Source organism: Pseudomonas sp. MWU13-2862, assembly GCF_023242495.1.
In the GTDB taxonomy this organism is placed as follows: Bacteria; Pseudomonadota; Gammaproteobacteria; order Pseudomonadales; family Pseudomonadaceae; genus Aquipseudomonas; species Aquipseudomonas gingeri_D.
This window is the reverse complement of the sequence record NZ_JALMEZ010000016.1, coordinates 161,508-182,835: the sequence shown is the minus strand read 5'-3', so window position 1 is coordinate 182,835 and position 21,328 is coordinate 161,508. Positions and strand designations below refer to the sequence as shown.

The window sequence follows — 21,328 nt, the reverse complement described above, 5'->3', positions numbered from 1 at the left end:
CAAAGGTCAAAAGCACCGCAAAAACGACTATGGGAGCCTGCGGCTCCCATAGTCTTGGTTTCTATCTATAAAGCAGCATTACTCGGCCTTGAGGGTAATCCGCGCAAACGCTTTCTTACCGGCCTGGCAAACATGGGTAGCACCGAGCTTGTATATAAAGGCGCGATCGACAACCTCACCATCTATACGCACGCCACCGGAACCCAGCAGATCACGAGCGACCGCCGAGTTCTTCACCAGACCGGCCTTATTGAGGACGGCAGCAATCGGCATGTCTTCAGTCGCACTGATTTCAACTTCAGGCAGATCATCCGGCAACTCGCCTTCCTTCATGCGATTACCTGCCGCACGATGAGCATTGGCCGCAGCCTCCTCACCATGGAAACGCGCGACGATCTCTTCAGCCAGCTTGATCTTGACATCACGCGGGTTGGCACCCGCCTCGACATCCTTGCGCAGCTGATTGATCTCATCCATCGAGCGGAAGCTCAACAACTCGAAGTAACGCCACATCAGCGCATCCGGGATCGATACCAGCTTGCCGTACATGACGCCCGGCGCTTCCTGGATCCCGACATAGTTACCCAAAGACTTGGACATCTTCTTCACGCCATCCAGCCCTTCGAGCAATGGCATGGTGAGAATGCACTGGGCCTCCTGACCGTAGGCGCGTTGCAGCTCACGCCCCATCAGCAGGTTGAACTTCTGGTCGGTACCGCCCAACTCGACATCCGCGCGCAGCGCAACGGAGTCATAGCCCTGTACCAGCGGGTAGAGGAACTCATGGATGGCGATTGGCTGGTTGTTGGTATAGCGCTTGTCGAAGTCGTCGCGCTCGAGCATGCGCGCCACGGTGTACTGCGACGTCAGGCGAATGAAGTCCGCCGGCCCCATCTGATCCATCCAGGTGGAGTTGAACGCCACCTCGGTCTTGGCCGGATCAAGGATCTTGAATACCTGGGCCTTGTAGGTCTCGGCATTCTCGAGAACCTGTTCACGGGTCAACGGTGGACGCGTGGCGCTCTTGCCGCTCGGATCACCGATCAAGCCGGTGAAGTCGCCGATCAGAAAGATCACCTGATGCCCCAGATCCTGGAACTGGCGCAGCTTGTTAATAAGGACCGTGTGCCCCAGGTGCAGATCCGGTGCCGTCGGGTCGAAGCCGGCCTTGATACGCAGCGGCTGGCCACGCTTGAGCTTCTCGACCAATTCGGACTCGACCAACACCTCTTCCGCACCACGCTTGATCAGCGCGAGCTGCTCTTCAACCGACTTCATAACCAACCTGCAAGGCTCAGATTCAAAGGGGACCAACCATACAAGATCGCCGCCCAAATACAAGTTTTGCCCGGCATACGGGCACGAAACGCCCGCCCGCACATGACAGACTTGCTTCAGGGATGATTTGGTTATATTTTATACAGTTATTTCATCTTCATCATGTCATTCATCTTTTCCAATTCATCTTCTTCAAAGTCAAATTACCTATGACCACAGAGCCGACTAAAGCGCCCCCGCTTTATCCGAAGACCCACCTGCTGGCCGCAAGTGGGATCGCCGCCCTTCTCAGCCTGGCGCTACTGGTATTTCCTTCCAGTGACGTAGAAGCCAAGAAGACAACGCTGAACCTGGAGCTGGAAACCCCAGCCGATCAACTGACACAAGACAAAGACGCCGTCGAACTCGATCAAGCCACAAATGAAGGCAATCCATCGCCTTTCGCCCAGATCGACAACAGCGCCGAAGACACCCAGGAAACCGCCAAGACCGCCCCGGCCCCGGCCCCCGAGGAAAAAAAGCTCCCCGGCCATAGGGAGGTCACCGTAGCCCGCGGCGACACGCTTTCCACGCTGTTCGAAAAGGTCGGGCTGCCTGCTGCTTCGGTACATGAGGTCTTGGCCAGCGATAAACAAGCCAAGCTGTTTTCCCAGCTCAAGCATGGCCAGGTCCTGCAGTTCGAACTGACTCCCGACGGCCAGTTGACCAACCTGCACAGCCAGGTCAGCGACCTTGAGACCATCACCCTGACCAAGGGCGCGAAAGGCTTCACCTTCAAGCGCGTGATCACCCAGCCGGTGGTTCGCTCAGCCTACGTGCACGGCGTGATCAACAGCTCGCTGTCGCTCTCTGCCCAACGTGCCGGCATGCCCCACAGCCTGACCCGCGAAATGGCCCATGTATTCGGCTACGACATCGACTTCGCCCAGGACATCCGCCCCGGCGACGAATTCGAAGTGATCTATGAACAGAAAGTGCTCAACGGCAAGACCGTCGGCACCGGCAGCATCCTCTCCGCACGCTTTACCAACCGTGGCAAGACCTTCACCGCCGTGCGTTACACCAACAAGCAAGGCGTCAGCAACTACTACACCGCTGACGGCAACAGTATGCGCAAGGCCTTTATCCGCACCCCCGTGGACTTCGCCCGCATCAGCTCGCGCTTTTCCATGGGCCGCAAGCACCCGATCCTGAACAAGATCCGCGCCCACAAAGGCGTCGACTACGCAGCCCCGCGCGGTACGCCGATCAAGGCCGCCGGCGACGGCAAGGTGATATTGGCTGGTCGTCGCGGCGGCTACGGCAACACCGTGATCATCCAGCACGGTAATACCTACCGGACCCTGTACGGTCATATGCAGGGTTTTGCCAAGGGCATCCAGACCGGCAGCAACGTCAAGCAGGGCCAGGTGATCGGCTATATCGGCACCACCGGCCTGTCGACCGGCCCGCATCTGCATTACGAGTTCCAGGTCAATGGCGTGCACGTCGACCCGCTGGGCCAGAAACTGCCCATGGCCGATCCGATCGCCAAGTCCGAACGCGCCCGCTTCCTGCAACAGAGCCAGCCGTTGATGGCGCGCATGAACCAGGAAAAACCCAGCAAAGTCGCCTCGGCCAAACGGTAAACCACAATGCTCTACATAGGTGTGATGTCCGGAACCAGTCTCGATGGGCTGGACATTGCCCTGGTAGCGCTCGACGGTTCCATCCGGCTGCTGGCCAGCCACTACATTCCCATGCCCGAGGCCTTGCGCGTCGAGTTGCTTGGCCTGTGCGCCAGCGGCCCCGACGAAATTACCCGCTGCGCCATCGCCGAGCAGAACTGGGTGACCCTCGCCGCCCAGGGCATCAATACCCTGCTGGAACAACAAGGGCTCGCGCCGGGCGCCATTCGCGCCATCGGCAGTCACGGCCAGACTATCCGCCACGAACCGGCACGCGGCTTTACCGTGCAGATCGGCAACCCGGCCTTATTGGCGGAGCTGACCGGTATTACCGTCGTCGGCGACTTCCGCCGCCGCGATGTGGCCGCCGGCGGTCAGGGCGCGCCACTGGTTCCCGCCTTCCATGAAGCACTTTTCGAAGAACGCGCAGGCCATCGCGCGGTACTGAATATCGGCGGTTTCAGCAATCTGAGCCTGATCGAGCCCGACAAGGCGGTCTCCGGTTTCGACTGCGGCCCTGGCAATGTGCTGCTCGACGCCTGGATTCAGGATCAACGCAACGAATCCTATGACCGTAACGGCCAATGGGCGGCCAGCGGCCAGGTGGAGCCCGCGCTGCTGCAGGCACTGCTCAGCGATCCGTTCTTCCAGACCAAGGGTCCGAAAAGCACCGGTCGCGAAGTATTCAACCTGCCCTGGCTGAAGCAGCACCTGAGTCACCTGCCGCCCCTCGCGGCCGAAGACATCCAGGCCACCTTGCTCGAACTCAGCGTACGGACCATCGTCGAGTCACTGACTGGCGCCCAGGAGAACACCGAGGAATTGCTGGTCTGTGGCGGCGGCGCCCATAACGCGGCACTTATGGCTCGACTCAGCCAATTGCTGCCGGCCACTCGGGTCTCCAGCACCGCCACCCACGGCGTGGACCCCGACTGGGTCGAAGCCATGGCCTTCGCCTGGCTGGCCCGGTGCTGCCTTGACGGCATCGCCGCCAATCGCCCCAGCGTCACCGGTGCCCGCGGCCTGCGGGTACTGGGCGCGATCTACCCGGCCTGACACACAGCAAAACGCCGCGAAATTCGCGGCGTTTAGGGTAAAGCACAAGCAATGATCAGATCGAGAACGACGACCCGCAACCACAGGTGGTGGTGGCATTCGGGTTCTTGATCACAAACCGCGAGCCTTCCAGGCCTTCCTGGTAATCCACCTCGGCGCCTGCCAGGTACTGGAAGCTCATTGGATCGACCACCAGGCTGACGCCTTCGCGCTCGACGATGGTGTCGTCATCGGCCACTTCTTCATCGAAGGTGAAACCGTACTGAAACCCTGAACAACCGCCGCCCGTAACGAATACGCGCAGCTTCAAGCGATCATTGCCCTCTTCATCGACCAGGCTCTTCACCTTGTGCGCGGCACCGTGGGTGAATTGCAAAGCCGTGGGGGTGAAGGATTCGACGCTCATGCTGACTATCTCCCGGCGTTACGCCGCCATAATGCGTGATGACGGGCATTATCCGCTTCTCCTAGAAAAGCGGTCAACTATTGTTATGGTATATCAATCAACCCGGGCGACCTCACAGAATGCAAGAAGGCCCGTTAAACGGGCCTTCTTGGCAAACGCGAGCGACGCCTTACGGCAGCATGCCGGCATGGGACAGGCCCAGACGCTCGTCCAGACCGAACAGGATGTTCAGGTTCTGCACCGCCTGGCCCGAAGCGCCCTTGACCAGGTTGTCGATCACCGACAACACCACCACCAGGTCGCCATCCTGCGGACGGTGCACGGCAATCCGGCAGACGTTGGCGCCACGCACGCTACGGGTTTCCGGATGGCTACCAGCTGGCATCACGTCGACGAACGGCTCGTTGGCATAACGCTCCTCGAACAGCGCCTGCAGATCCACCGAGCGGTCGACCACGGTCGCGTATAGCGTGGAGTGGATACCCCGGATCATCGGCGTGAGGTGCGGCACGAAGGTCAGGCCCACATCATGGCCGGCAGCGCGGCGCAGTCCCTGGCGAATTTCCGGCAGGTGACGGTGCCCCTTGACCGCATAGGCCTTCATGCTTTCGGAGGTTTCCGAGTACAGCGAACCGACACTGGCACCGCGACCGGCACCGCTGACGCCCGACTTGCAGTCGGCGATCAACCGCGTGGTATCCGCCAGTCCCGCCTCAAGCAGCGGCAGGAAACCCAACTGGGTCGCGGTCGGATAGCAACCCGGCACGGCAATCAGACGGGCTTGCTTGATCTTCTCGCGGTTCACTTCCGGCAGACCGTAGACCGCCTCTTCCAGCAACGCCGGGGCACCGTGGGGTTGGCCGTACCACTTGGCCCACTCTTCGGCGTCCTGCAGACGGAAGTCGGCGGACAGATCGATCACCTTGGTGCCGGCGGACAACAGCTCACCGGCCAGGGCATGGGCCACACCATGGGGCGTGGCGAAGAACACCACGTCGCAGGCAGCAAGGGCATTGATGTCCGGAACGCTGAACGCCAGGCCGTCGTAGTGGCCACGCAGGTTCGGGTACATATCGGCCACGGCGAGGCCCGCCTCGGATCGCGAAGTGATGACTGCCACTTCTGCCTGCGGATGCTGTGCCAACAGACGCAGCAATTCGACACCGGTGTAACCCGTGCCGCCGACGATACCGACCTTGACCATGACCTACCCTCAACGAAACCACTGGAAAGCCCACGATAATAGGGGCCGCGCGCGCCTGCGACAACCGTCAAGGTGACGTGCGGACGCTCAAGCCTCTACTATTCGACCTACCGTGAACCTGGGAATAACTAAAAATGCTCTATCTGTGGGTCAAAGCCTTTCATATCGTCAGTGTCGTCTGCTGGTTTGCCGGCCTGTTCTATCTACCACGCCTGTTTGTCTACCACGCCCAGAGCGAGGACAGCGTCAGCAAGGAACGCTTCAGCGTCATGGAGCGCAAACTGTATCGCGGGATCATGGGCCCGGCGATGATCGCCACGCTGATCTTCGGCGGCTGGCTGATCGCTCTCAACCCGAGCCTCTTCAGCCAGGGCGGCTGGATCCACGCCAAACTGACCCTGGTGGTGGTGCTGATCGGCTACCACCATATGTGCGGCGCCCAGGTGAAACGTTTTGCCCGTGGCGAAAACACCCGCAGTCATGTCTTTTATCGCTGGTTCAATGAAGTGCCGGTTCTGCTATTGCTGGCTATTGTCATTCTGGTCGTTGTCCGACCGTTCTAGCTACACGTCACTCATCCCTGATCGGAGCACTCTCCATGTCGCTGCCCGCCCTGCTCGAACAACGCCTGCGCTTGCCCGTGGTGGCCGCGCCGATGTTCCTGATTTCCAACCCGCAACTGGTGCTCGCCTGCTGCCGCAATGGGGTGGTGGGCAGTTTCCCGGCCCTGAACCAGCGCGAAAGCAGCGGCTTCAAGGCCTGGCTGGAGGAAATCGAAGCGGGCCTGGCGACCCTGGATAATCCGGCGCCATACGCCGTCAACCTGATCGTGCACAACAGCAACCCACGGCTACAGGCGGATCTGCAGATCTGCATCGAACACAAGGTGCCGATCGTCATCACCAGCCTGGGCGCGGTCAAGGAACTGGTGGACGCCGTACACAGCTACGGTGGCCTGGTGTTCCACGATGTGACTACCCGCCGCCATGCCGAAAAAGCCGCCGAGGCCGGTGTCGACGGACTGATTGCCGTGGCGGCCGGTGCCGGTGGCCATGCCGGCACCTGGAGTCCGTTTGCCCTGATCGCCGAAATCCGCCAGTTCTTCGACAAAACCCTGCTGCTGGCCGGTTGTTTGAACCATGGTCACGAGATTCTCGCCGCGCAGTTGCTTGGCGCGGATCTGGCCTACTTCGGCACGCGATTTATCGGCACTACGGAAAGTCATGCATCCGACGCGTATAAAGAGATGCTGCTCACATCCCAGGCAGTCGATATCGTGCACACTGCGGCGGTATCCGGGGTGCCCGCGAGCTTTATGCGCCAGAGCCTGGAAAACGCCGGCTTCGACCTCGCCGCGCTGCAAGGCAAGGGTGAAGTCAACTTCGGCTCCAAGCTCAAGCCCATCAGCGACGAGGCCAAGGCCTGGAAAACCGTCTGGTCGGCCGGCCAGGGGGTGGGGGGTATCGATGATTTGCCCAGTGTCGACCAGTTGGTCGCCCGGCTCGAGGCCGAGTACCGCAAGGCCCAGGCGCTGGCAGCAGAGTTGCCCCGGCACTGGCCACGCCCGTAATATCTGTGTTGCAGGCTTGGCCTGCAACGCCAATGACTTGTGACAAGGACGCCCTTCATGAGCGACAACCGCTTCAAAATCGTGTTCGACGGCGCCTTGCAGGCCGGCGTGGACAAAACCACCGCCCAGTTCAACCTGGCCGCGCTGTTCAAGACCGACGTCGCTTCGGTGGAACGTTTGTTCAGCGGCCAGCCGGTCGCCCTTAAGCGCGACCTTTCGGCCGCTGAGGCCGAGTCCTACCTGCAAGCCTTGCGCAAAACCGGTATCGAGGCGCGCCTGGAGGCCGAACCACCTACCGTTGAACTGAGCCTGGCGGATATCGATGACCTGCCGGCCAGCACACCGCCACCGGACACCACGACTTACCAATCCCCCTACGCCCCGCCACAAGCCCGGGTCGGCGACAACCTCCCGGCCTTCGGCCAACTCAAGGCCTTCACCACAAACGGGCGTATCGGTCGGCTGCGCTACCTGGCCTGGAGCATGGTGCTGATGTTCGTGACCCTCCCGGTGGCAGGCGCGATCTTCGCCTTCGCCATGGGCGCCGCGGCAGCCTCCGTGAATACGGCGATCGTCATTGGTGTGGTGCTCGGTGGTGCGGCCCTGATTGCCTTCGTGATTTTTTCCGTACAGATCGCTGTGCAGCGCCTGCACGATATCGGCTGGTCCGGCTGGCTCTGGCTACTGACGCTGGTCCCCTTCGTCGGCAGCCTGTTCCCCTTCGTGCTGATGTTCTGCCCCGGCAATGCCGGCGCCAACCAATACGGTGCACCGCCACCGCCCAACAGCACCGCGGTCAAGGTCCTGGCCGTGCTCTCGGTCGTCAGCGGGGTCATCTTTGGCGTTGTAGCCGTGACCGGTGGCCTGACCAACCTGGAAAGATACAACACGGAATCGGCCAGCTATTCCGAAAGCAGCGATGCCGTCAACAGCGATGACGCCGACAGCTCCAGCGATGCAGCAGCCGAATCCGCTCCGCCCGCTGTAGACTATGACAAAGATGAAAAAGAATAACGGTTTCTGAGCCTGCGACCCTCTGTCCCAAGGCTCGCCGCCGTTGTGATGGAGAACTGCATGACCCGTTACGCCCTGATCACCGGCGCCTCCAGCGGCATCGGCCTGGCACTGGCCGAAGCCCTCGCGCGCCGCGGCCGCAGCCTGATTCTGGTGGCCCGCCAGCGTGATCAGCTGGAAACCATTGCCCTCGAACTGACCCAACGCTTCGGCGTCGAGGTGCTGTTTCGTGCCTGCGACCTGAGCGAGCCGCTGCGCCTTTCCGGTTTTCTGCTGGAACTGGAAGAAGGTGAGCGGCAGATCGACCTGCTGGTCAACTGCGCCGGCCTCGGCACCTGCGGCCCGTTCCTGGCCCAGGATTGGGGGACGGAGCAGGATCTGATCGAGGTCAACATCCTCGCCCTGACCCGACTTTGTCATACCCTGGGTAATCTCATGGCAATACAGGGTGGCGGGCAGATCCTCAACGTCGCCTCCGTCGCGGCGTTTCATCCCGCGCCCTGGATGAGCAGCTATTACGCGAGCAAGGCTTATGTGCTGCACTTCTCCGAAGGTCTGCGCGAAGAGCTGAAGAAAACCGGCATCAAGGTGTCGGTACTCTGCCCGGGCCTGACCCGGACCGCGTTCTTTCGCACAGCACAGTTGGCCGTCGAAAAGCTTTCGAACAGCAAGCTGATGATGAGCCCCGAAGAAGTGGCGTTGTACGCCGTGCGCGCGCTGGACAAGAACCGCGCAGTGATCATTCCCGGCTGGCGTAACCGCTGGCTGGCCCGAGCTCCGCGCCTGATGCCGCGCTGGGCGATGCGCAAGCTCGCCGGTGTCGTGACCAAGGCCTATTGTCCGCGCTGAAACTTGAACTCACGGCCTTGTCCGTACAGACTCTGGCCCGACCCACTCAATGGAGAAACAGCTGTGGATACTCTGTTCACCAAGATCATCAACAGAGAAATACCCGCGAAGATCATTTACGAGGATGACCAGGTCCTGGCCTTCCACGATATCGCCCCACAGGCGCCGGTGCATTTCCTGGTCATTCCGAAAAAGCCGGTACGCACGCTCAATGACCTGACCGAAGAGGACAAGGCCCTCGCCGGGCATATCCTCTTCACCGCCCAGCGCCTGGCCCTGGAACTGGGCTGTGAGAAAGGCTTTCGTGTGGTGATGAACTGCAATGAAGAAGGTGGGCAGACCGTCTATCACATCCATATGCATGTGCTGGGTCAGCGCCAGATGCATTGGCCGCCGGGCTGATACCCCCCAAGGAACACACCGTTCTGTAGGAGCCTGGCTTGCCAGCGAAGGGGGCCTTGAGGGCGCAAAAGCTTCGCGGGCAAGCCCTGCTCCTACAGGGTTAGCGGTGTCTGCAAGATTGTGTATAGCTGTAACATTCCCCGCCCACTGACCCAACTCAAACCTTCCGCTCTCGATTGCGGTAAACTGCAGGCCGAGATTTTTCCCGGAGGTCAGCATGACTACCCAACGTCACTACTCGCCGATTGACCGTCTTCTGCTGCAAGCCGATACCGCCATGCGCACCCTGCTGCCGTTCAGCGGCCAGCCTTACCGTCCGTCGCCGGCCATCGTGCAGCCCGACGCGTCGCTGAGCGAGGACGACAGCCGTCACGTCGCCGGCCTGATGCGCATCAACCATACCGGGGAAGTCTGTGCCCAGGCGCTTTATCAAGGCCAGGCCCTGACCGCCAAGCTGCCCCACGTCCGCGCCGCCATGGAAAAGGCCGCTGAAGAAGAAGTCGATCACCTGGCCTGGTGCGAACAACGCATCCGCCAGCTGGGCAGTCATCCCAGTGTGCTCAACCCGCTGTTCTATGGCTTGTCCTTCGGCATCGGCGCCGCCGCCGGGCTGATCAGCGACAAAGTCAGCCTGGGTTTTGTCGCCGCCACCGAAGACCAGGTGTGCAAGCACCTGAACGAACACCTGGAACAGTTGCCGGCCGAGGACGAAAAGTCCCGGGCGATCCTCGAGCAGATGCGCATCGACGAAGAACATCACGCCGAATCCGCACTGAACGCTGGCGGTTTCCGCTTCCCGGCCCCGGTGAAGTTCGGCATGAGCCTGCTGGCCAAGGTCATGACCAAGAGCACCTACCGCATCTGACCCACCGCGACTCCGCCACGGAGCCGACAAAAAGAAGGGCGCCACAGGGGCGCCCTTCTTTTTGTCGGCCGAAAAACCTACGTCGGCATATTTCGCGCGTAGAAGATTTCCAGCATTTCGTGTTTCACCCGTTCAGTCACCTGGCTGCGCTGTTCCGCCGAGAGGTTGCTGGTGGCGTCACCGAACAGGTAGTTGTCCAGTTCAAAGTCCTTGAGCAGCATCTTGGTGTGGAACAGGTTTTCCTGGTAAACGTTCACATCCGTCATCTGATAGCTCTTGCGGCTGTCTTCCGAGAGATAGTTCTGGATCGAGTTGATCTCGTGGTCGATGAAATGTTTCCGGCCTTCGACATCACGGGTGAAACCGCGCACGCGATAATCGACGGTGACGATATCCGAGTCGAACTGGTGAATCAGGTAGTTGAGGGCTTTGAGCGGTGAGATGACGCCGCAGGTCGACACATCGATGTCCACACGGAATGTCGCGATACCGTCGACCGGATGGATTTCCGGGTAGGTATGCACCGTGATATGGCTCTTGTCGAGGTGAGCCAGGATGGTCTCGGGCAACGGGCCCGGGGATTCTTCGATCTGGCTGTCGGTTGGCGTCACCGGCTGCTCGGAGATCAGGATAGTGACACTGGCACCTTGAGGGTCGTAGTCCTGACGCGCGATGTTCAGGATATTGGCACCAATGATATCCACCACTTCCGTGAGGATCTGCGTCAGGCGTTCCGCGTCGTATTCCTGGTTGATGTACTCGACGTAGGCCTGCTGGTCCTGCGGGGTTTCCGCATAGCAGATGTCATAGATGTTGAAGCTCAAGGTCTTGGTCAGGTTGTTGAACCCGTGGAGCTTGAGTTTGCTTTTCACCGTTGGAAACTCTCTATGTCGATGCGGCACCGCCGCGTGATCAAGCATGCCCGTCAGTTGTGAACGACACAGCTGCGTAGGACGGTTAACACCTCTTCGCGATGGCGACTCTGGTTGCTGTTCGGATCCGCGGCCGCAGGCGTGCTGCTGGCCGGGCGCCCTGAAAAAAGTGGCGCGCTATGCAGACCTGAACGAGTGCTCGCCAGAGTCTGCATGGACTTTATGATAGTTGAATGTCGACTCAGCCGAGTTCGATGATCTCGTAGTCGTGAGTGATGGCAACGCCAGCAGCACCGAGCATGATCGAAGCCGAGCAGTATTTCTCCGCCGACAGCTCGATCGCCCGCTTGACCTGGGCTTCCTTCAGGCCACGGCCCTTGACCACGAAATGCAGGTGGATCTTGGTGAATACCTTGGGATCTTCAGTCGCGCGCTCGGCTTCGAGAAAGGCTTCGCAGCTTTCAACCGGCTGACGGGCTTTCTTCAAGATGCTGACCACATCGAAGTTGCTGCAACCGCCCAGGCCCAACAGCAGCATTTCCATGGGACGAACGCCCAGGTTGCGACCACCGCTTTCCGGCGGACCGTCCATGACCACCACATGCCCGCTACCGGACTCTCCGAGGAACATGGCTTCGCCAGCCCATTGGATGCGTGCCTTCATCACCTAGACTCCACTGCTGAAAAAAGGGAGCCAGCTTAGCACAGCCCCCCGCTCCGACAGGAAGCCGACAACGGGCGACGACCGGTTAGTCAGCCACCTAAATTCCCCATTTTCCACACAATGCCTCTGTTATGCTGGCGCCAAATCGCTGGCGTTCTGCCAGCGTTGCAGCTATGCCTAAAAAAACAAACCACACCGCGCAGTCTTTTCGGGATACCACCATGGTTGCTCTGGCTTCCGCTTCCTCCCCCAAGATCAAGAACCTCGACAAACTGCTGATGCATTGTCAGCGCCGCCGCTACCAGGCCAAGAGCAATATCATTTGTGCCGGTGATCGTTCGCAAACCCTGTCGTTCATCATCAAGGGCTCGGTCACGATCCTGATCGAAGATGACGACGGACGGGAAATGATCATCGCCTACCTCAATGCCGGCGATTTTTTCGGTGAACTGGGTTTGTTCGAGCAGGCCGGCCATGAACAGGAGCGCAGCGCCTGGGTGCGGGCCAAGGTCGAATGCGAAGTGGCGGAGATCAGCTACTGCAAGTTTCGCGAACTGGCCCAACAAGACCCGGATATTCTCTACGCCCTCAGCGGCCAGATTGCCCAACGCCTGCGCAACACCACGCGCAAGGTCGGTGACCTGGCGTTCTTCGACGTCACCGGTCGTGTTGCCCGTTGCCTGCTCGAACTGTGCAAGCAACCCGATGCCATGACCCACCCCGACGGTATGCAGATCAAGATCACCCGCCAGGAAATCGGCCGGATCGTCGGCTGCTCGCGGGAGATGGTCGGACGGGTGCTCAAGGATCTGGAAGAGCAAAACCTGGTGCACGTCAAAGGCAAGACCATGGTGGTATTCGGCACCCGTTAAGGCTGGAAGATATCCTGCAACATCTGTTGGTACAGCTCGCTGAGCCGCTCAAGGAATAGCGGCGCGGCATACACCTCATGCAAGGCGACATGGCTTTGCGCCCTGACCCGGGCATCCAGCTGACAGGCCTGGTTGAAGCGATTGACCGCCGCCGCCATCGAATCGCGCTCGTTATCCATCAGCATCGCCCCATGCACCAACCCCACCGGCCGAGTGCCACCCTGGCTCTGGCGCCAGCGCTGGGCGGTGCCGACCATCTTGCGGCCATTGAGGTTGACGTTGAAGCGGCCGTCGCAAAACGCACCGTCGATTTCGCCCAGGGATGACACGCCCCCCAGCTCATCGAGGGCATCGCAGATCGGCTGGCACAGGCGCCGATAACCGGTTTCGATACGATTCTGGTCACCTTCGTGACGGGGCGGAGCATACACCAGGGCAATATTGACCGTGGCGCCGGACTGCGGCACCGGCTCGCCGCCGGTTTCACGCAGCAATACCGGCCAGCCGGTGGCCGCCAGGTCATCGCACGCCGCGTCGAACCCCGGCAAACGATTCAAGCGCCGTGGCATCACCAGGGCACGGTCGCTGGGTTGCCAGAACAACAACCCCCAATCCTGCTCACCGGCACAGACCGAGGCCAGCAAATCCTGCTCGGCGCGCAGTCCAGCTTCTACGGTGAGGGCAACAGCCAGGGGCATCGAGGTCATCCTGATAGCAAGTCCCGGTCAGTCGAGGGTCGAACCGCTGATGGCCGGTGCACCACGCTCGGGGAAAAACAGCCGCTGCAGTTCATCGCCCGGGCTGTCCGCGCGCATGAAGGCCTCGCCTACCAGGAACGAATAGACCTCGCTGATTTCCATCAGCTCGACATCCGCCCGGTTGAGAATACCGCTCTCGGTAATCACCAAACGATCCCGAGGGATGATCGGCAACAGGTCGAGGGTGGTTTCCAGGCTGACCTCAAAGGTGTGCAGGTTGCGGTTGTTGATCCCGATCAGCGGCGTGTCGAGGACCTTCAAGGCCCGCTCCAGTTCGGCGGCGTCATGGGATTCCACCAGCACATCGAGACCGACGCCCTTGGCTACCGCGGCCAGTTCGGCCATCAGCCCGTCGTCCAGCGCCGCGACGATCAGCAGGATGCAATCGGCGCCGAGGGCACGGGCTTCGACGATCTGATACGGGTCGACCATGAAATCCTTGCGGATCACCGGCAACTTGCACGCCGCGCGCGCCTGTTGCAGGTAAAGGTCGGAACCCTGGAAATAGTCGACGTCGGTCAACACCGACAGGCAGGTCGCCCCGCCCTTTTCGTAGCTGCGGGCGATATCGGCCGGAATGAAGTTCTCGCGGATCACACCCTTGCTCGGCGAAGCCTTCTTGATTTCGGCAATCACCGCCGGCTGCTTCTGCTTCGCACGCCCGATCAGCGCCTGGGCGAAACCACGCGGCGCATCGGCGGCCCGTGCCAGCGTCTCAAGCTCGGCCAGACTCACACGGGCGCGGCGCTCAGCCACTTCCTCGGCCTTGCGGGCGAGGATCTTCTCCAGAACGGTTGGCACACTCATCCTTCATTCTCCTGCTTGAATACGGCGGTGAACGCGCCCAGCTCTTCGAGTTTTTCCCGGGCAAGGCCGGTGTGCAGTGCATCGTGAGCCAAGGCTACGCCTTCTTTGAGGCTGCTGGCATGGTCGGCGGCATACAGCGCGGCGCCGGCATTGAGCACGATCATTTCGGCGGCCTTCTGGCCGTTCTCGGTCTTGCGACGACCCAGGGCATCGCGGATCAGTTCCAGGGATGCCGCCGGACTCTCGACCACCAAGCCAAATAGACTCTGGCTTTTTATACCCAAGTCTTCCGGCTGAACCCAGTATTCAGTTATTGCACCATCTTTCAGCTCCGCCACAAAGGTCGGCGCGGCAAGGCTGAATTCGTCCAGGCCATCCTGGGAATGCACCACCAATACATGCTTGCTACCCAGGCGGTGCAGCACTTCGGCCAATGGCCGGCACAAGGCCTGGGTGAAGACACCGACCACCTGATGTTTCACGCCGGCCGGATTCGTAAGCGGGCCGAGCATGTTGAACAAGGTGCGCAGGCCGAGATCGCGGCGCGGACCGGCGGCGTACTTCATGGCGCTGTGATGGGTCTGGGCGAACATGAAGCCGATGCCGACATTGTCGATGCAACGCGCCACCTGGACCGGGGTCAGGTTGAGGTAGATACCGGCGGCTTCGAGCAGGTCGGCACTGCCGCTTTTACCCGAGACCGCGCGGTTGCCGTGCTTGGCCACAGTGCAACCGGCAGCGGCCACCACAAAGGCGGAAGCGGTGGACACGTTGAAAATATTCGCCCCGTCACCGCCGGTGCCGACCACATCGACCACGCCGTCGAGGGTCTTGAGTTCGACCTTGTCGGCCAACTCGCGCATCACCGAGACCGCGCCGACGATCTCGTCGATGCTTTCGCTCTTCATGCGCATGGCCATCATAAAGGCGCCGATCTGCGCCTCGGTGCATTGCCCGGTCATGATTTCACGCATGACGTCGCGCATTTCTTCGGTGCTCAGGTCCAGATGGCCGACGATACGGCCCAGGGCTGTCTTGATATCCATGAAAACTCCTTAGCGCGTGCCGCCGGTCTGTTTGAGAAAGTTGGCGAACAGCTCGTGGCCCTGCTCGGAGAGAATCGACTCGGGGTGGAATTGCACCCCTTCAATGTTCAGTGTCTTGTGCCGCAGGCCCATGATCTCGTCGACCGAGCCGTCTTCCAGTTGGGTCCAGGCGGTCAGCTCCAGGCAGTCCGGCAAGGTTTCGCGCTTGACGATCAAGGAGTGATAGCGGGTAACGGTCAGCGGCAGGTTCAAACCGGCGAACACGCCCTTGCCTTCGTGGAACAGCGGGCTGGTCTTGCCGTGCATCACCTGGCGGGCCCGCACCACATCGCCGCCAAAGGCCTGGCCGATGGATTGGTGACCGAGGCAGACCCCGAGGATCGGCAGCTTTCCGGCGAAATACTTGATGGCCTCCAGGGAAATGCCCGCCTCGGTCGGCGTGCACGGGCCTGGAGAGACGACAATGCGTTCCGGCTTGAGGGCTTCGATTTCGGCCACGGTCAATTCGTCATTACGCACGACCTTGACGTCCGCGCCCAGCTCACCGAGGTATTGCACGACGTTGTAGGTAAACGAGTCGTAGTTATCGATCATCAGCAACATGACAAAAAGCTCCTCAGGCGTCGGACGCGGGGGTTTGTTCAGCGAGGGCGACAGCACGGAACATCGCGCGACGCTTGTTCAGCGTTTCTTCCCACTCCAGCGCCGGCACCGAGTCGGCGACGATGCCGCCACCGGCCTGCACATGCAGCTCGCCGTCCTTGATCACCGCGGTCCGAATGGCGATGGCGGTGTCCATATTGCCGTTCCAGGCGTAGTAACCGACCGCGCCGCCATACACACCGCGCTTGACCGGCTCCAGTTCATCGATGATTTCCATCGCGCGAATCTTCGGCGCACCGGACAGCGTGCCCGCCGGCAGGATCGCGCGCAGGGCGTCCATGGACGTCAGGCCGCTCTTCAGTTGCCCGGTGACGTTGGACACGATGTGCATCACATTCGAGTAACGCTCGATCACCATCTTCTCGGTCAGCTTCACCGAACCGATCTCGGACACCCGACCGGTGTCGTTGCGGCCCAGGTCGATCAGCATCAGGTGCTCGGCGATTTCCTTGGCGTCGGACAGCAGGTCGTCTTCCAGGGCCAGGTCGGCTTCCTCGGTAGCACCCCGTGGACGGGTACCGGCGATGGGGCGGACGGTGATCAGGTTGTCTTCGACCCGCACCAGCACCTCCGGCGAACTGCCGACCACATGGAAGTCGCCGAAGTTGAAGAAGTACATGTACGGCGTCGGGTTGAAGCAGCGCAACGCCCGGTACAGGTCGATGGGCGCGGCCTTGAAATCGATGGACATGCGCTGCGACGGCACGACCTGCATGCAGTCACCGGCAAGGATGTATTCCTTGATGGTGTCGACTGCCCGCTCGTAGTCACCCTGGGTGAAACTCGAACGGAACACCGGGTCGGCGGCCGGTGGCCGGTCGAGTTCCAGGCCGCGACGCGGAATGATCGGCTGGCGCAGTTGTTCCAGCAATTCCTGCAGACGCGCCTGGCCTTGTTCGTAGGCGTTGTCCTGGGACGGATCGGCCAGGACGATGGCGTGCATCTTACCCGCCAGGTTGTCGAAGACCACCACGGCGTCGGAAACCATCAACAGGATATCGGGTACGCCCAGTGGATCCGGGTTCGGGCATTTACCCAGACGCTTTTCCACATAACGCACACAGTCATAACCGAAGTAGCCCACCAGCCCGCCGTTGAAACGCGGCAACCCGGCGATGGTCGGCACGTTGTAGCGCGCCTTGAAGGTCTCGACGAAATCCAGCGGATCCTCGGCCTCGCAACGCTCGATCTCGACGCCGTCGTGAGTCACGCTGACCTGGTGGTCGTGCACCCGCAGCACGGTGCGGCACGGCAGGCCGATGATCGAATAACGGCCCCATTTCTCGCCGCCCTGCACCGACTCCAGCAGGTAGGAGTTGGGCTGGTCGGCCAGTTTCAGGTAGATCGACAACGGGGTATCGAAGTCGGCCAGGGTTTCGCAGGCAAGCGGGATGCGGTTGTAGCCGGCAGCGGCCAAACGCAGGAATTCTTCGCGGGTCATCATATGCCTCGTGGCTTGAGGGTCGAACAGTCAGGTATGCAAACGCGCCGCATGAGTCGCGGCCAGGATCAAGTCAGGCGCGCCAACGCCAGCGGGCCAGGGCCTTGATGACTTTCATCCAGAGTTTGCGAGTAACCACCACGATGGCGTTTCCAGGAGGGGATTGAACAGAGTCCACCGACATTAGCTCAGCGCCAGCTTCCAGGCAACCGGGAATCAGCGCCCGCAGATCGTCGATGACCAGCGCGGGCTCTTCTTCGGCGATCGGCCGGCCATGGTTGTAGCCATAGCTGAGGGCCACGCAGGTGACGCCGGCGGCCTTGGCGGCCTGCACATCACTGCGCGAGTCACCGATAAACAGGCACTGCGAGGCCGGGATACCAGTCATTTTCATCACATGGAACAGCGCCGCCGGGTCGGGCTTGCGCTGCGGCAAGGTGTCGCCGCCGATGATCAGGCGGAAAAACCGTCCCAGTTTCATTTCATCCAGCAAGGGCGCGACGAACTGCTCCGGCTTGTTGGTGATCAGGGCCATTTCCATGCCCTGCTTGTGCATCCAGCTCAGGGTTTCGTGCACGCCGGGATAGACCTGGGTCAGCTCATGACCACCGGAATAGGCCTCCATGAAGATCGCCAACGCCTGCTCGGCTTCGTCGTCGTCGACGCCCGAGTGATCGATATGACCGGCCAGCGCCCGACGTACCAGGACCAGCACGCCGTTGCCAACCCACTCGCGCACCGCGTGCAGCCCGGCCACCGGACGCCCGAGGGCGAGCAGCATTTTATCCACCGCCAGGGCCAGGTCGGGCACCGAATCCACCAGCGTCCCATCCAGATCGAACATCACCAGCTTGGGCAAACGGCCCGGAAAAAGCTGCTCGAACACGGTCATGATCGAGCCAGCGCCAGTTCGGCGCGCATTTTCTCGATGACTTCAAGGTAGTTCGGGGCATTGAAGATCGCCGAGCCGGCGACAAAGGTGTCGGCACCGGCCGCGGCGATTTCGCGGATATTGTTGACGTTCACACCGCCGTCGATTTCCAGGCGGATATCACGGCCAGAGGCATCGATCAGGGCCCGCGCTTCACGCAGCTTGTCGAGGGTGCCGGGAATGAACTTCTGCCCGCCAAAACCCGGGTTGACGCTCATCAGCAGGACCATGTCGACCTTGTCCATCACGTACTTGAGCACATCCAGGGGTGTGGCCGGGTTGAACACCAGGCCGGCCTTGCAACCGCCTTCGCGGATCAGTTGCAGGGAACGGTCGACGTGCAGCGTGGCTTCCGGGTGGAAGGTGATGTAGGTCGCACCGGCTTCGATGAAGTCGCCGACGATGCGGTCCACCGGGCTGACCATCAGGTGTGCATCGATGGGCGCGGTGATGCCGTACTTGCGCAGTGCCGCGCAGACCATCGGGCCGATGGTCAGGTTGGGCACATAATGGTTGTCCATGACATCGAAGTGCACGAAGTCGGCTCCGGCAGCGAGCACGTTGTCCACTTCCTCACCCAGACGGGCGAAATCGGCGGAGAGAATCGACGGAGCAATGACGAAGGGCTGCATGACGCACCTTTTTTGAGCAGAATCACGATGGCGGGCATTGTATACCGCCCGCTTTGCCCCGCCCACCGTGACCGCGACGATTGGCCATGCAAGCCTGGAATGCTTGAGCCAAAGCCCTCAGTAAGCGGCGCGGTAGATCTTTTCGATGTCCACCGCACTCAGGCGACGGGGATTGTTGCGCATCAAACGCTCGGTGGCCGCCGCCTCCTCGGCCATGGCCGGGATCGCGTCCAGGGGGACGCCGAAGCTTGCGAGACCGGCGGGAATCTCCACCGCGGCGCACAGATCGGTCATGGCGGCTACGGCTTTGTCGGCCGCTTCGATCAGGCTCAGACCCGTGACATTGACGCCCATGGCGATGGCAATGTCACGCATGCGCTCGACACAGGCGATCTTGTTCCAGCTCATGACATAGGGCAGCAACAGGGCATTGCTGACCCCGTGGGCGATATTGAAGCGTCCACCCAACGGATAGGCCAGGGCATGTACGGCACCGACGCCGGCATTACCGAAAGCCATCCCGGCCATCAGGCTGGCGGTAGCCATTTCCTCACGGGCCTGGAGGTTGGACGGGTTGGCGTAGGCCTTGGGCAGCGCCGTGGCAATCAGCTTGATCGCGCCAATGGCCAGGGCATCGGTAATCGGCGAGGCATTGAGTGACAGGTAGGCTTCAATCCCGTGGACCAAGGCATCGACGCCACTGGCGGCGGTGACGCTGCGCGGGCAGGTCAGGGTCATCTGCGGACTGACCAGTGCCACATCCGGCAGCAGGTAATCGCTGACGATGCCCTTTTTCAGCTGGGCCTGCTTGTCGGAGAGAATGGCGACATTGGTCACCTCGGAGCCGGTGCCGGCTGTGGTGGGGATGGCGATCAGCGGCGGGCCCTTGCGCGGCACCTGGTCAATGCCGAACAGATCCTCCAGGGCCCCGTGATAACCGGCGTAGGCACCCACGCTTTTAGCGATGTCGATGGCGCTGCCACCGCCCAGGCCGATCAGGCCGTCGTGCCCGCCTTCGCGGTAGGCCCGCATGCAGTCCTCGACAATGGCGATTTCCGGGTCGGGCAGCACACGGTCGAAGATTGCATAGGTGCGCCCACCCAGGTGAGCCAGTGCCAGCTCGACGGTCCCTGACTTGACCAGTGCGGCATCGGTCACGATCAACGGATGGTCGACATTCAGCCGGGTCAGCTCATCGGCCAATTGCTCGATGGCGCCACGGCCGGTGATCAGTTTATGGGCGATCTTGAATGAGGAAATGCTCATGCTCGCAGCCTTCTTGTCGTGATGATCAGGGCACGGGCAAGCATAACCGGGATTGGCTTTGCTCTGTCATCCAGAAGATGAATTCAGGTTATGAATGGGAAATGCGCTCCCATGAGCGCCATGAAACCTGTAGGAGCAGGGCTTGCCCGCGAAGGCGTCCTTAAAGGCGCCAAAAGCTTCGCGGGCAAGCCCTGCTCCTACAGGTCCCATGGTGTTTTCAAGAGATCATTTTCAGACCTGGGTCGTGCGCAGTTTCTCGCTGCGCCCGCGCAGCCATTCCAGGGTCAGCAGCAGGATCACCGAGAAGACAATCAGCAAGGTCGCCGCCGCGGCGATGGTCGGGCTGAGGTTCTCGCGAATGCCGCTGAACATCTGCCGGGGCAGGGTCGCCTGTTCGGGGCCGGCAAGGAACAGGGTCACCACCACTTCGTCGAACGAGGTCGCAAAGGCAAACAGCGCCCCGGAAATCACCCCCGGCGCGATCAGCGGCAGGGTCACCCGGCGGAACGCCGTCAGTGGCGAGGCCCCCAGGCTGGCCGCGGCACGTACCAGGTTGTGATTGAAACCCTGCAAGGTCGCCGACACGGTGATGATCACAAAGGGCACGCCCAACACCGCATGCACCACGATCAACGAGAAGAAACTGTTACCCAGCCCCAGGGGAGCGAAGAACAGGTAGCTGGCCACACCGATGATCACCACCGGCACCACCATGGGCGAGATCACCAGGGCCATCACCAGCGGCTTGCCCGGGAAATCGCCCCGGGTCAGGCCGATCGCCGCCAGGGTCCCGAAGACCATCGCCAGCGCCGTGGCCGCCGGAGCGACGATGATGCTGTTGCGCAAGGCGCGCATCCATTCCGCCGAGGCGAAGAAGTCCTGGTACCAGTGCAGCGAGAAGCCTTGCAGCGGATAGACGAGGAAACTGCCCGAGTTGAACGACAGCGGGATGATCACCAGCACCGGCAGGATCAGGAACAGCAGGATCAGCCCGCACAGGGTGCGCAAACTGTAGAACCAGACCCGCTCGACGGGCGACATGTAGGGACTCAGCATTTCTTATTC

23 protein-coding genes are annotated in these 21,328 nt (G+C 61.2%); 9 read left to right on the top strand and 14 right to left on the bottom strand.

The features are described 5' to 3' along the window. Window positions 1-78: 78 nt before the first annotated feature. The gene (gene tyrS, locus M5C56_RS26315; RefSeq protein WP_103495745.1) at window positions 79-1,278 is read right to left on the bottom strand and encodes a tyrosine--tRNA ligase; all 1,200 of its coding nucleotides are present in this window, start codon (window positions 1,276-1,278) and stop codon (window positions 79-81) included. A gap of 209 nt (window positions 1,279-1,487) precedes the next feature. On the opposite strand from tyrS, the gene M5C56_RS26310 reads away from it, so the two are divergent. Together M5C56_RS26310 and M5C56_RS26305 are read left to right on the top strand one after the other, a co-directional pair. After that, window positions 1,488-2,906: a peptidoglycan DD-metalloendopeptidase family protein gene (locus tag M5C56_RS26310; protein ID WP_103495744.1), complete on the top strand. Its 1,419-nt coding sequence runs from the start codon at window positions 1,488-1,490 to the stop codon at window positions 2,904-2,906. A gap of 6 nt (window positions 2,907-2,912) precedes the next feature. Then, window positions 2,913-4,001, top strand: a complete 1,089-nt coding sequence (locus M5C56_RS26305) for an anhydro-N-acetylmuramic acid kinase (RefSeq protein ID WP_103495743.1) — start codon at window positions 2,913-2,915, stop codon at window positions 3,999-4,001. Between the two features lie 55 nt (window positions 4,002-4,056). Here M5C56_RS26305 and erpA read toward each other — a convergent pair whose 3' ends face one another. Together erpA and argC are read right to left on the bottom strand one after the other, a co-directional pair. Continuing rightward, on the bottom strand, window positions 4,057-4,407 hold the full coding sequence (gene erpA / locus M5C56_RS26300; RefSeq protein ID WP_007906865.1) for an iron-sulfur cluster insertion protein ErpA: 351 nt from the start codon (window positions 4,405-4,407) through the stop codon (window positions 4,057-4,059). Between the two features lie 169 nt (window positions 4,408-4,576). Further along, window positions 4,577-5,611, bottom strand: coding sequence for an N-acetyl-gamma-glutamyl-phosphate reductase (gene argC, locus M5C56_RS26295; RefSeq protein WP_103495742.1), 1,035 nt, complete (start codon window positions 5,609-5,611; stop codon window positions 4,577-4,579). A gap of 134 nt (window positions 5,612-5,745) precedes the next feature. Here argC and hemJ point away from each other — a divergent pair, with 134 nt between their 5' ends. From hemJ to coq7, 6 genes are all read left to right on the top strand, one after another. Beyond that, window positions 5,746-6,174, top strand: coding sequence for a protoporphyrinogen oxidase HemJ (gene hemJ / locus M5C56_RS26290; RefSeq protein ID WP_103495741.1), 429 nt, complete (start codon window positions 5,746-5,748; stop codon window positions 6,172-6,174). 35 nt (window positions 6,175-6,209) lie between these two features. Next, the gene (locus M5C56_RS26285; protein ID WP_103495740.1) at window positions 6,210-7,181 is read left to right on the top strand and encodes a nitronate monooxygenase family protein; all 972 of its coding nucleotides are present in this window, start codon (window positions 6,210-6,212) and stop codon (window positions 7,179-7,181) included. 57 nt (window positions 7,182-7,238) lie between these two features. After that, window positions 7,239-8,195, top strand: coding sequence for a DUF805 domain-containing protein (locus tag M5C56_RS26280; protein WP_103495739.1), 957 nt, complete (start codon window positions 7,239-7,241; stop codon window positions 8,193-8,195). A 60-nt stretch (window positions 8,196-8,255) separates the two neighbouring features. Continuing rightward, window positions 8,256-9,044 (top strand): SDR family oxidoreductase, encoded by a 789-nt coding sequence (locus M5C56_RS26275; RefSeq protein WP_103495738.1) that lies wholly within the window; start codon window positions 8,256-8,258, stop codon window positions 9,042-9,044. Between the two features lie 63 nt (window positions 9,045-9,107). After that, window positions 9,108-9,446 (top strand): histidine triad nucleotide-binding protein, encoded by a 339-nt coding sequence (locus M5C56_RS26270; protein WP_007947975.1) that lies wholly within the window; start codon window positions 9,108-9,110, stop codon window positions 9,444-9,446. 217 nt (window positions 9,447-9,663) lie between these two features. Then, window positions 9,664-10,311 (top strand): 2-polyprenyl-3-methyl-6-methoxy-1,4-benzoquinone monooxygenase, encoded by a 648-nt coding sequence (coq7, locus tag M5C56_RS26265; RefSeq protein WP_103495737.1) that lies wholly within the window; start codon window positions 9,664-9,666, stop codon window positions 10,309-10,311. Window positions 10,312-10,388: 77 nt separating this feature from the next. Here the strand turns inward: coq7 and speD are convergent, their stop codons facing one another. After that, a complete protein-coding gene (speD, locus tag M5C56_RS26260; protein ID WP_103495736.1) occupies window positions 10,389-11,183 on the bottom strand; it encodes an adenosylmethionine decarboxylase in 795 nt (264 codons plus the stop codon). 241 nt (window positions 11,184-11,424) lie between these two features. After that, window positions 11,425-11,847, bottom strand: a complete 423-nt coding sequence (locus tag M5C56_RS26255; protein WP_103495735.1) for an OsmC family protein — start codon at window positions 11,845-11,847, stop codon at window positions 11,425-11,427. A gap of 221 nt (window positions 11,848-12,068) precedes the next feature. On the opposite strand from M5C56_RS26255, the gene crp reads away from it, so the two are divergent. Further along, on the top strand, window positions 12,069-12,719 hold the full coding sequence (crp, locus tag M5C56_RS26250) for a cAMP-activated global transcriptional regulator CRP (protein WP_103495734.1): 651 nt from the start codon (window positions 12,069-12,071) through the stop codon (window positions 12,717-12,719). On the opposite strand, the gene M5C56_RS26245 is transcribed toward crp, so the two are convergent. The 9 genes from M5C56_RS26245 to M5C56_RS26205 all read right to left on the bottom strand — a co-directional run bounded on the left by M5C56_RS26245 (window position 12,716) and on the right by M5C56_RS26205 (window position 21,319). Next, the gene (locus tag M5C56_RS26245; protein WP_103495733.1) at window positions 12,716-13,417 is read right to left on the bottom strand and encodes a lipoate--protein ligase family protein; all 702 of its coding nucleotides are present in this window, start codon (window positions 13,415-13,417) and stop codon (window positions 12,716-12,718) included. The genes crp and M5C56_RS26245 overlap by 4 nt on opposite strands. Window positions 13,418-13,444: 27 nt before the next feature. Next, window positions 13,445-14,284: an indole-3-glycerol phosphate synthase TrpC gene (trpC, locus tag M5C56_RS26240; protein WP_103495732.1), complete on the bottom strand. Its 840-nt coding sequence runs from the start codon at window positions 14,282-14,284 to the stop codon at window positions 13,445-13,447. After that, window positions 14,281-15,330 (bottom strand): anthranilate phosphoribosyltransferase, encoded by a 1,050-nt coding sequence (trpD, locus tag M5C56_RS26235; protein ID WP_103495731.1) that lies wholly within the window; start codon window positions 15,328-15,330, stop codon window positions 14,281-14,283. The genes trpC and trpD overlap by 4 nt, the downstream gene beginning before the upstream one ends. A gap of 9 nt (window positions 15,331-15,339) precedes the next feature. Then, on the bottom strand, window positions 15,340-15,933 hold the full coding sequence (locus tag M5C56_RS26230; protein WP_103495730.1) for an aminodeoxychorismate/anthranilate synthase component II: 594 nt from the start codon (window positions 15,931-15,933) through the stop codon (window positions 15,340-15,342). A 13-nt stretch (window positions 15,934-15,946) separates the two neighbouring features. Then, window positions 15,947-17,434 carry an anthranilate synthase component I gene (trpE, locus tag M5C56_RS26225; RefSeq protein ID WP_103495729.1) on the bottom strand — a complete coding sequence of 496 codons (1,488 nt, stop codon included), beginning with the start codon at window positions 17,432-17,434 and terminating at the stop codon, window positions 15,947-15,949. A gap of 73 nt (window positions 17,435-17,507) precedes the next feature. Continuing rightward, window positions 17,508-18,326, bottom strand: coding sequence for a phosphoglycolate phosphatase (locus M5C56_RS26220; RefSeq protein WP_103495728.1), 819 nt, complete (start codon window positions 18,324-18,326; stop codon window positions 17,508-17,510). Next, complete coding sequence (rpe, locus tag M5C56_RS26215) at window positions 18,323-18,997, bottom strand: ribulose-phosphate 3-epimerase (protein ID WP_103495727.1); 675 nt, start codon at window positions 18,995-18,997, stop codon at window positions 18,323-18,325. The genes M5C56_RS26220 and rpe overlap by 4 nt, the downstream gene beginning before the upstream one ends. A 117-nt stretch (window positions 18,998-19,114) precedes the next feature. Further along, window positions 19,115-20,263, bottom strand: coding sequence for an iron-containing alcohol dehydrogenase (locus tag M5C56_RS26210; protein WP_103495726.1), 1,149 nt, complete (start codon window positions 20,261-20,263; stop codon window positions 19,115-19,117). Window positions 20,264-20,494: 231 nt separating this feature from the next. After that, window positions 20,495-21,319, bottom strand: a complete 825-nt coding sequence (locus M5C56_RS26205; protein WP_103495725.1) for an ABC transporter permease — start codon at window positions 21,317-21,319, stop codon at window positions 20,495-20,497. Window positions 21,320-21,328 lie beyond the last annotated feature (9 nt).

Bases quoted from the DNA above. Each gene is read 5' to 3' on its own strand.
- trpD (WP_103495731.1), bottom strand. From the start codon at position 15,330: ATGGATATCAAGACAGCCCTGGGCCGTATCGTCGGCCATCTGGACCTG.
- erpA (WP_007906865.1), bottom strand. From the start codon at position 4,407: ATGAGCGTCGAATCCTTCACCCCCACGGCTTTGCAATTCACCCACGGT.
- M5C56_RS26230 (WP_103495730.1), bottom strand. From the start codon at position 15,933: ATGTTGCTGATGATCGATAACTACGACTCGTTTACCTACAACGTCGTG.
- M5C56_RS26285 (WP_103495740.1), top strand. From the start codon at position 6,210: ATGTCGCTGCCCGCCCTGCTCGAACAACGCCTGCGCTTGCCCGTGGTG.
- M5C56_RS26305 (WP_103495743.1), top strand. From the start codon at position 2,913: ATGCTCTACATAGGTGTGATGTCCGGAACCAGTCTCGATGGGCTGGAC.
- coq7 (WP_103495737.1), top strand. From the start codon at position 9,664: ATGACTACCCAACGTCACTACTCGCCGATTGACCGTCTTCTGCTGCAA.
- rpe (WP_103495727.1), bottom strand. From the start codon at position 18,997: ATGCAGCCCTTCGTCATTGCTCCGTCGATTCTCTCCGCCGATTTCGCC.
- M5C56_RS26245 (WP_103495733.1), bottom strand. From the start codon at position 13,417: ATGCCCCTGGCTGTTGCCCTCACCGTAGAAGCTGGACTGCGCGCCGAG.
- trpE (WP_103495729.1), bottom strand. From the start codon at position 17,434: ATGACCCGCGAAGAATTCCTGCGTTTGGCCGCTGCCGGCTACAACCGC.
- M5C56_RS26275 (WP_103495738.1), top strand. From the start codon at position 8,256: ATGACCCGTTACGCCCTGATCACCGGCGCCTCCAGCGGCATCGGCCTG.
- M5C56_RS26220 (WP_103495728.1), bottom strand. From the start codon at position 18,326: ATGACCGTGTTCGAGCAGCTTTTTCCGGGCCGTTTGCCCAAGCTGGTG.
- M5C56_RS26210 (WP_103495726.1), bottom strand. From the start codon at position 20,263: ATGAGCATTTCCTCATTCAAGATCGCCCATAAACTGATCACCGGCCGT.
- trpC (WP_103495732.1), bottom strand. From the start codon at position 14,284: ATGAGTGTGCCAACCGTTCTGGAGAAGATCCTCGCCCGCAAGGCCGAG.
- M5C56_RS26255 (WP_103495735.1), bottom strand. From the start codon at position 11,847: ATGAAGGCACGCATCCAATGGGCTGGCGAAGCCATGTTCCTCGGAGAG.
- hemJ (WP_103495741.1), top strand. From the start codon at position 5,746: ATGCTCTATCTGTGGGTCAAAGCCTTTCATATCGTCAGTGTCGTCTGC.
- M5C56_RS26280 (WP_103495739.1), top strand. From the start codon at position 7,239: ATGAGCGACAACCGCTTCAAAATCGTGTTCGACGGCGCCTTGCAGGCC.
- M5C56_RS26205 (WP_103495725.1), bottom strand. From the start codon at position 21,319: ATGCTGAGTCCCTACATGTCGCCCGTCGAGCGGGTCTGGTTCTACAGT.
- M5C56_RS26310 (WP_103495744.1), top strand. From the start codon at position 1,488: ATGACCACAGAGCCGACTAAAGCGCCCCCGCTTTATCCGAAGACCCAC.
- tyrS (WP_103495745.1), bottom strand. From the start codon at position 1,278: ATGAAGTCGGTTGAAGAGCAGCTCGCGCTGATCAAGCGTGGTGCGGAA.
- crp (WP_103495734.1), top strand. From the start codon at position 12,069: ATGGTTGCTCTGGCTTCCGCTTCCTCCCCCAAGATCAAGAACCTCGAC.
- argC (WP_103495742.1), bottom strand. From the start codon at position 5,611: ATGGTCAAGGTCGGTATCGTCGGCGGCACGGGTTACACCGGTGTCGAA.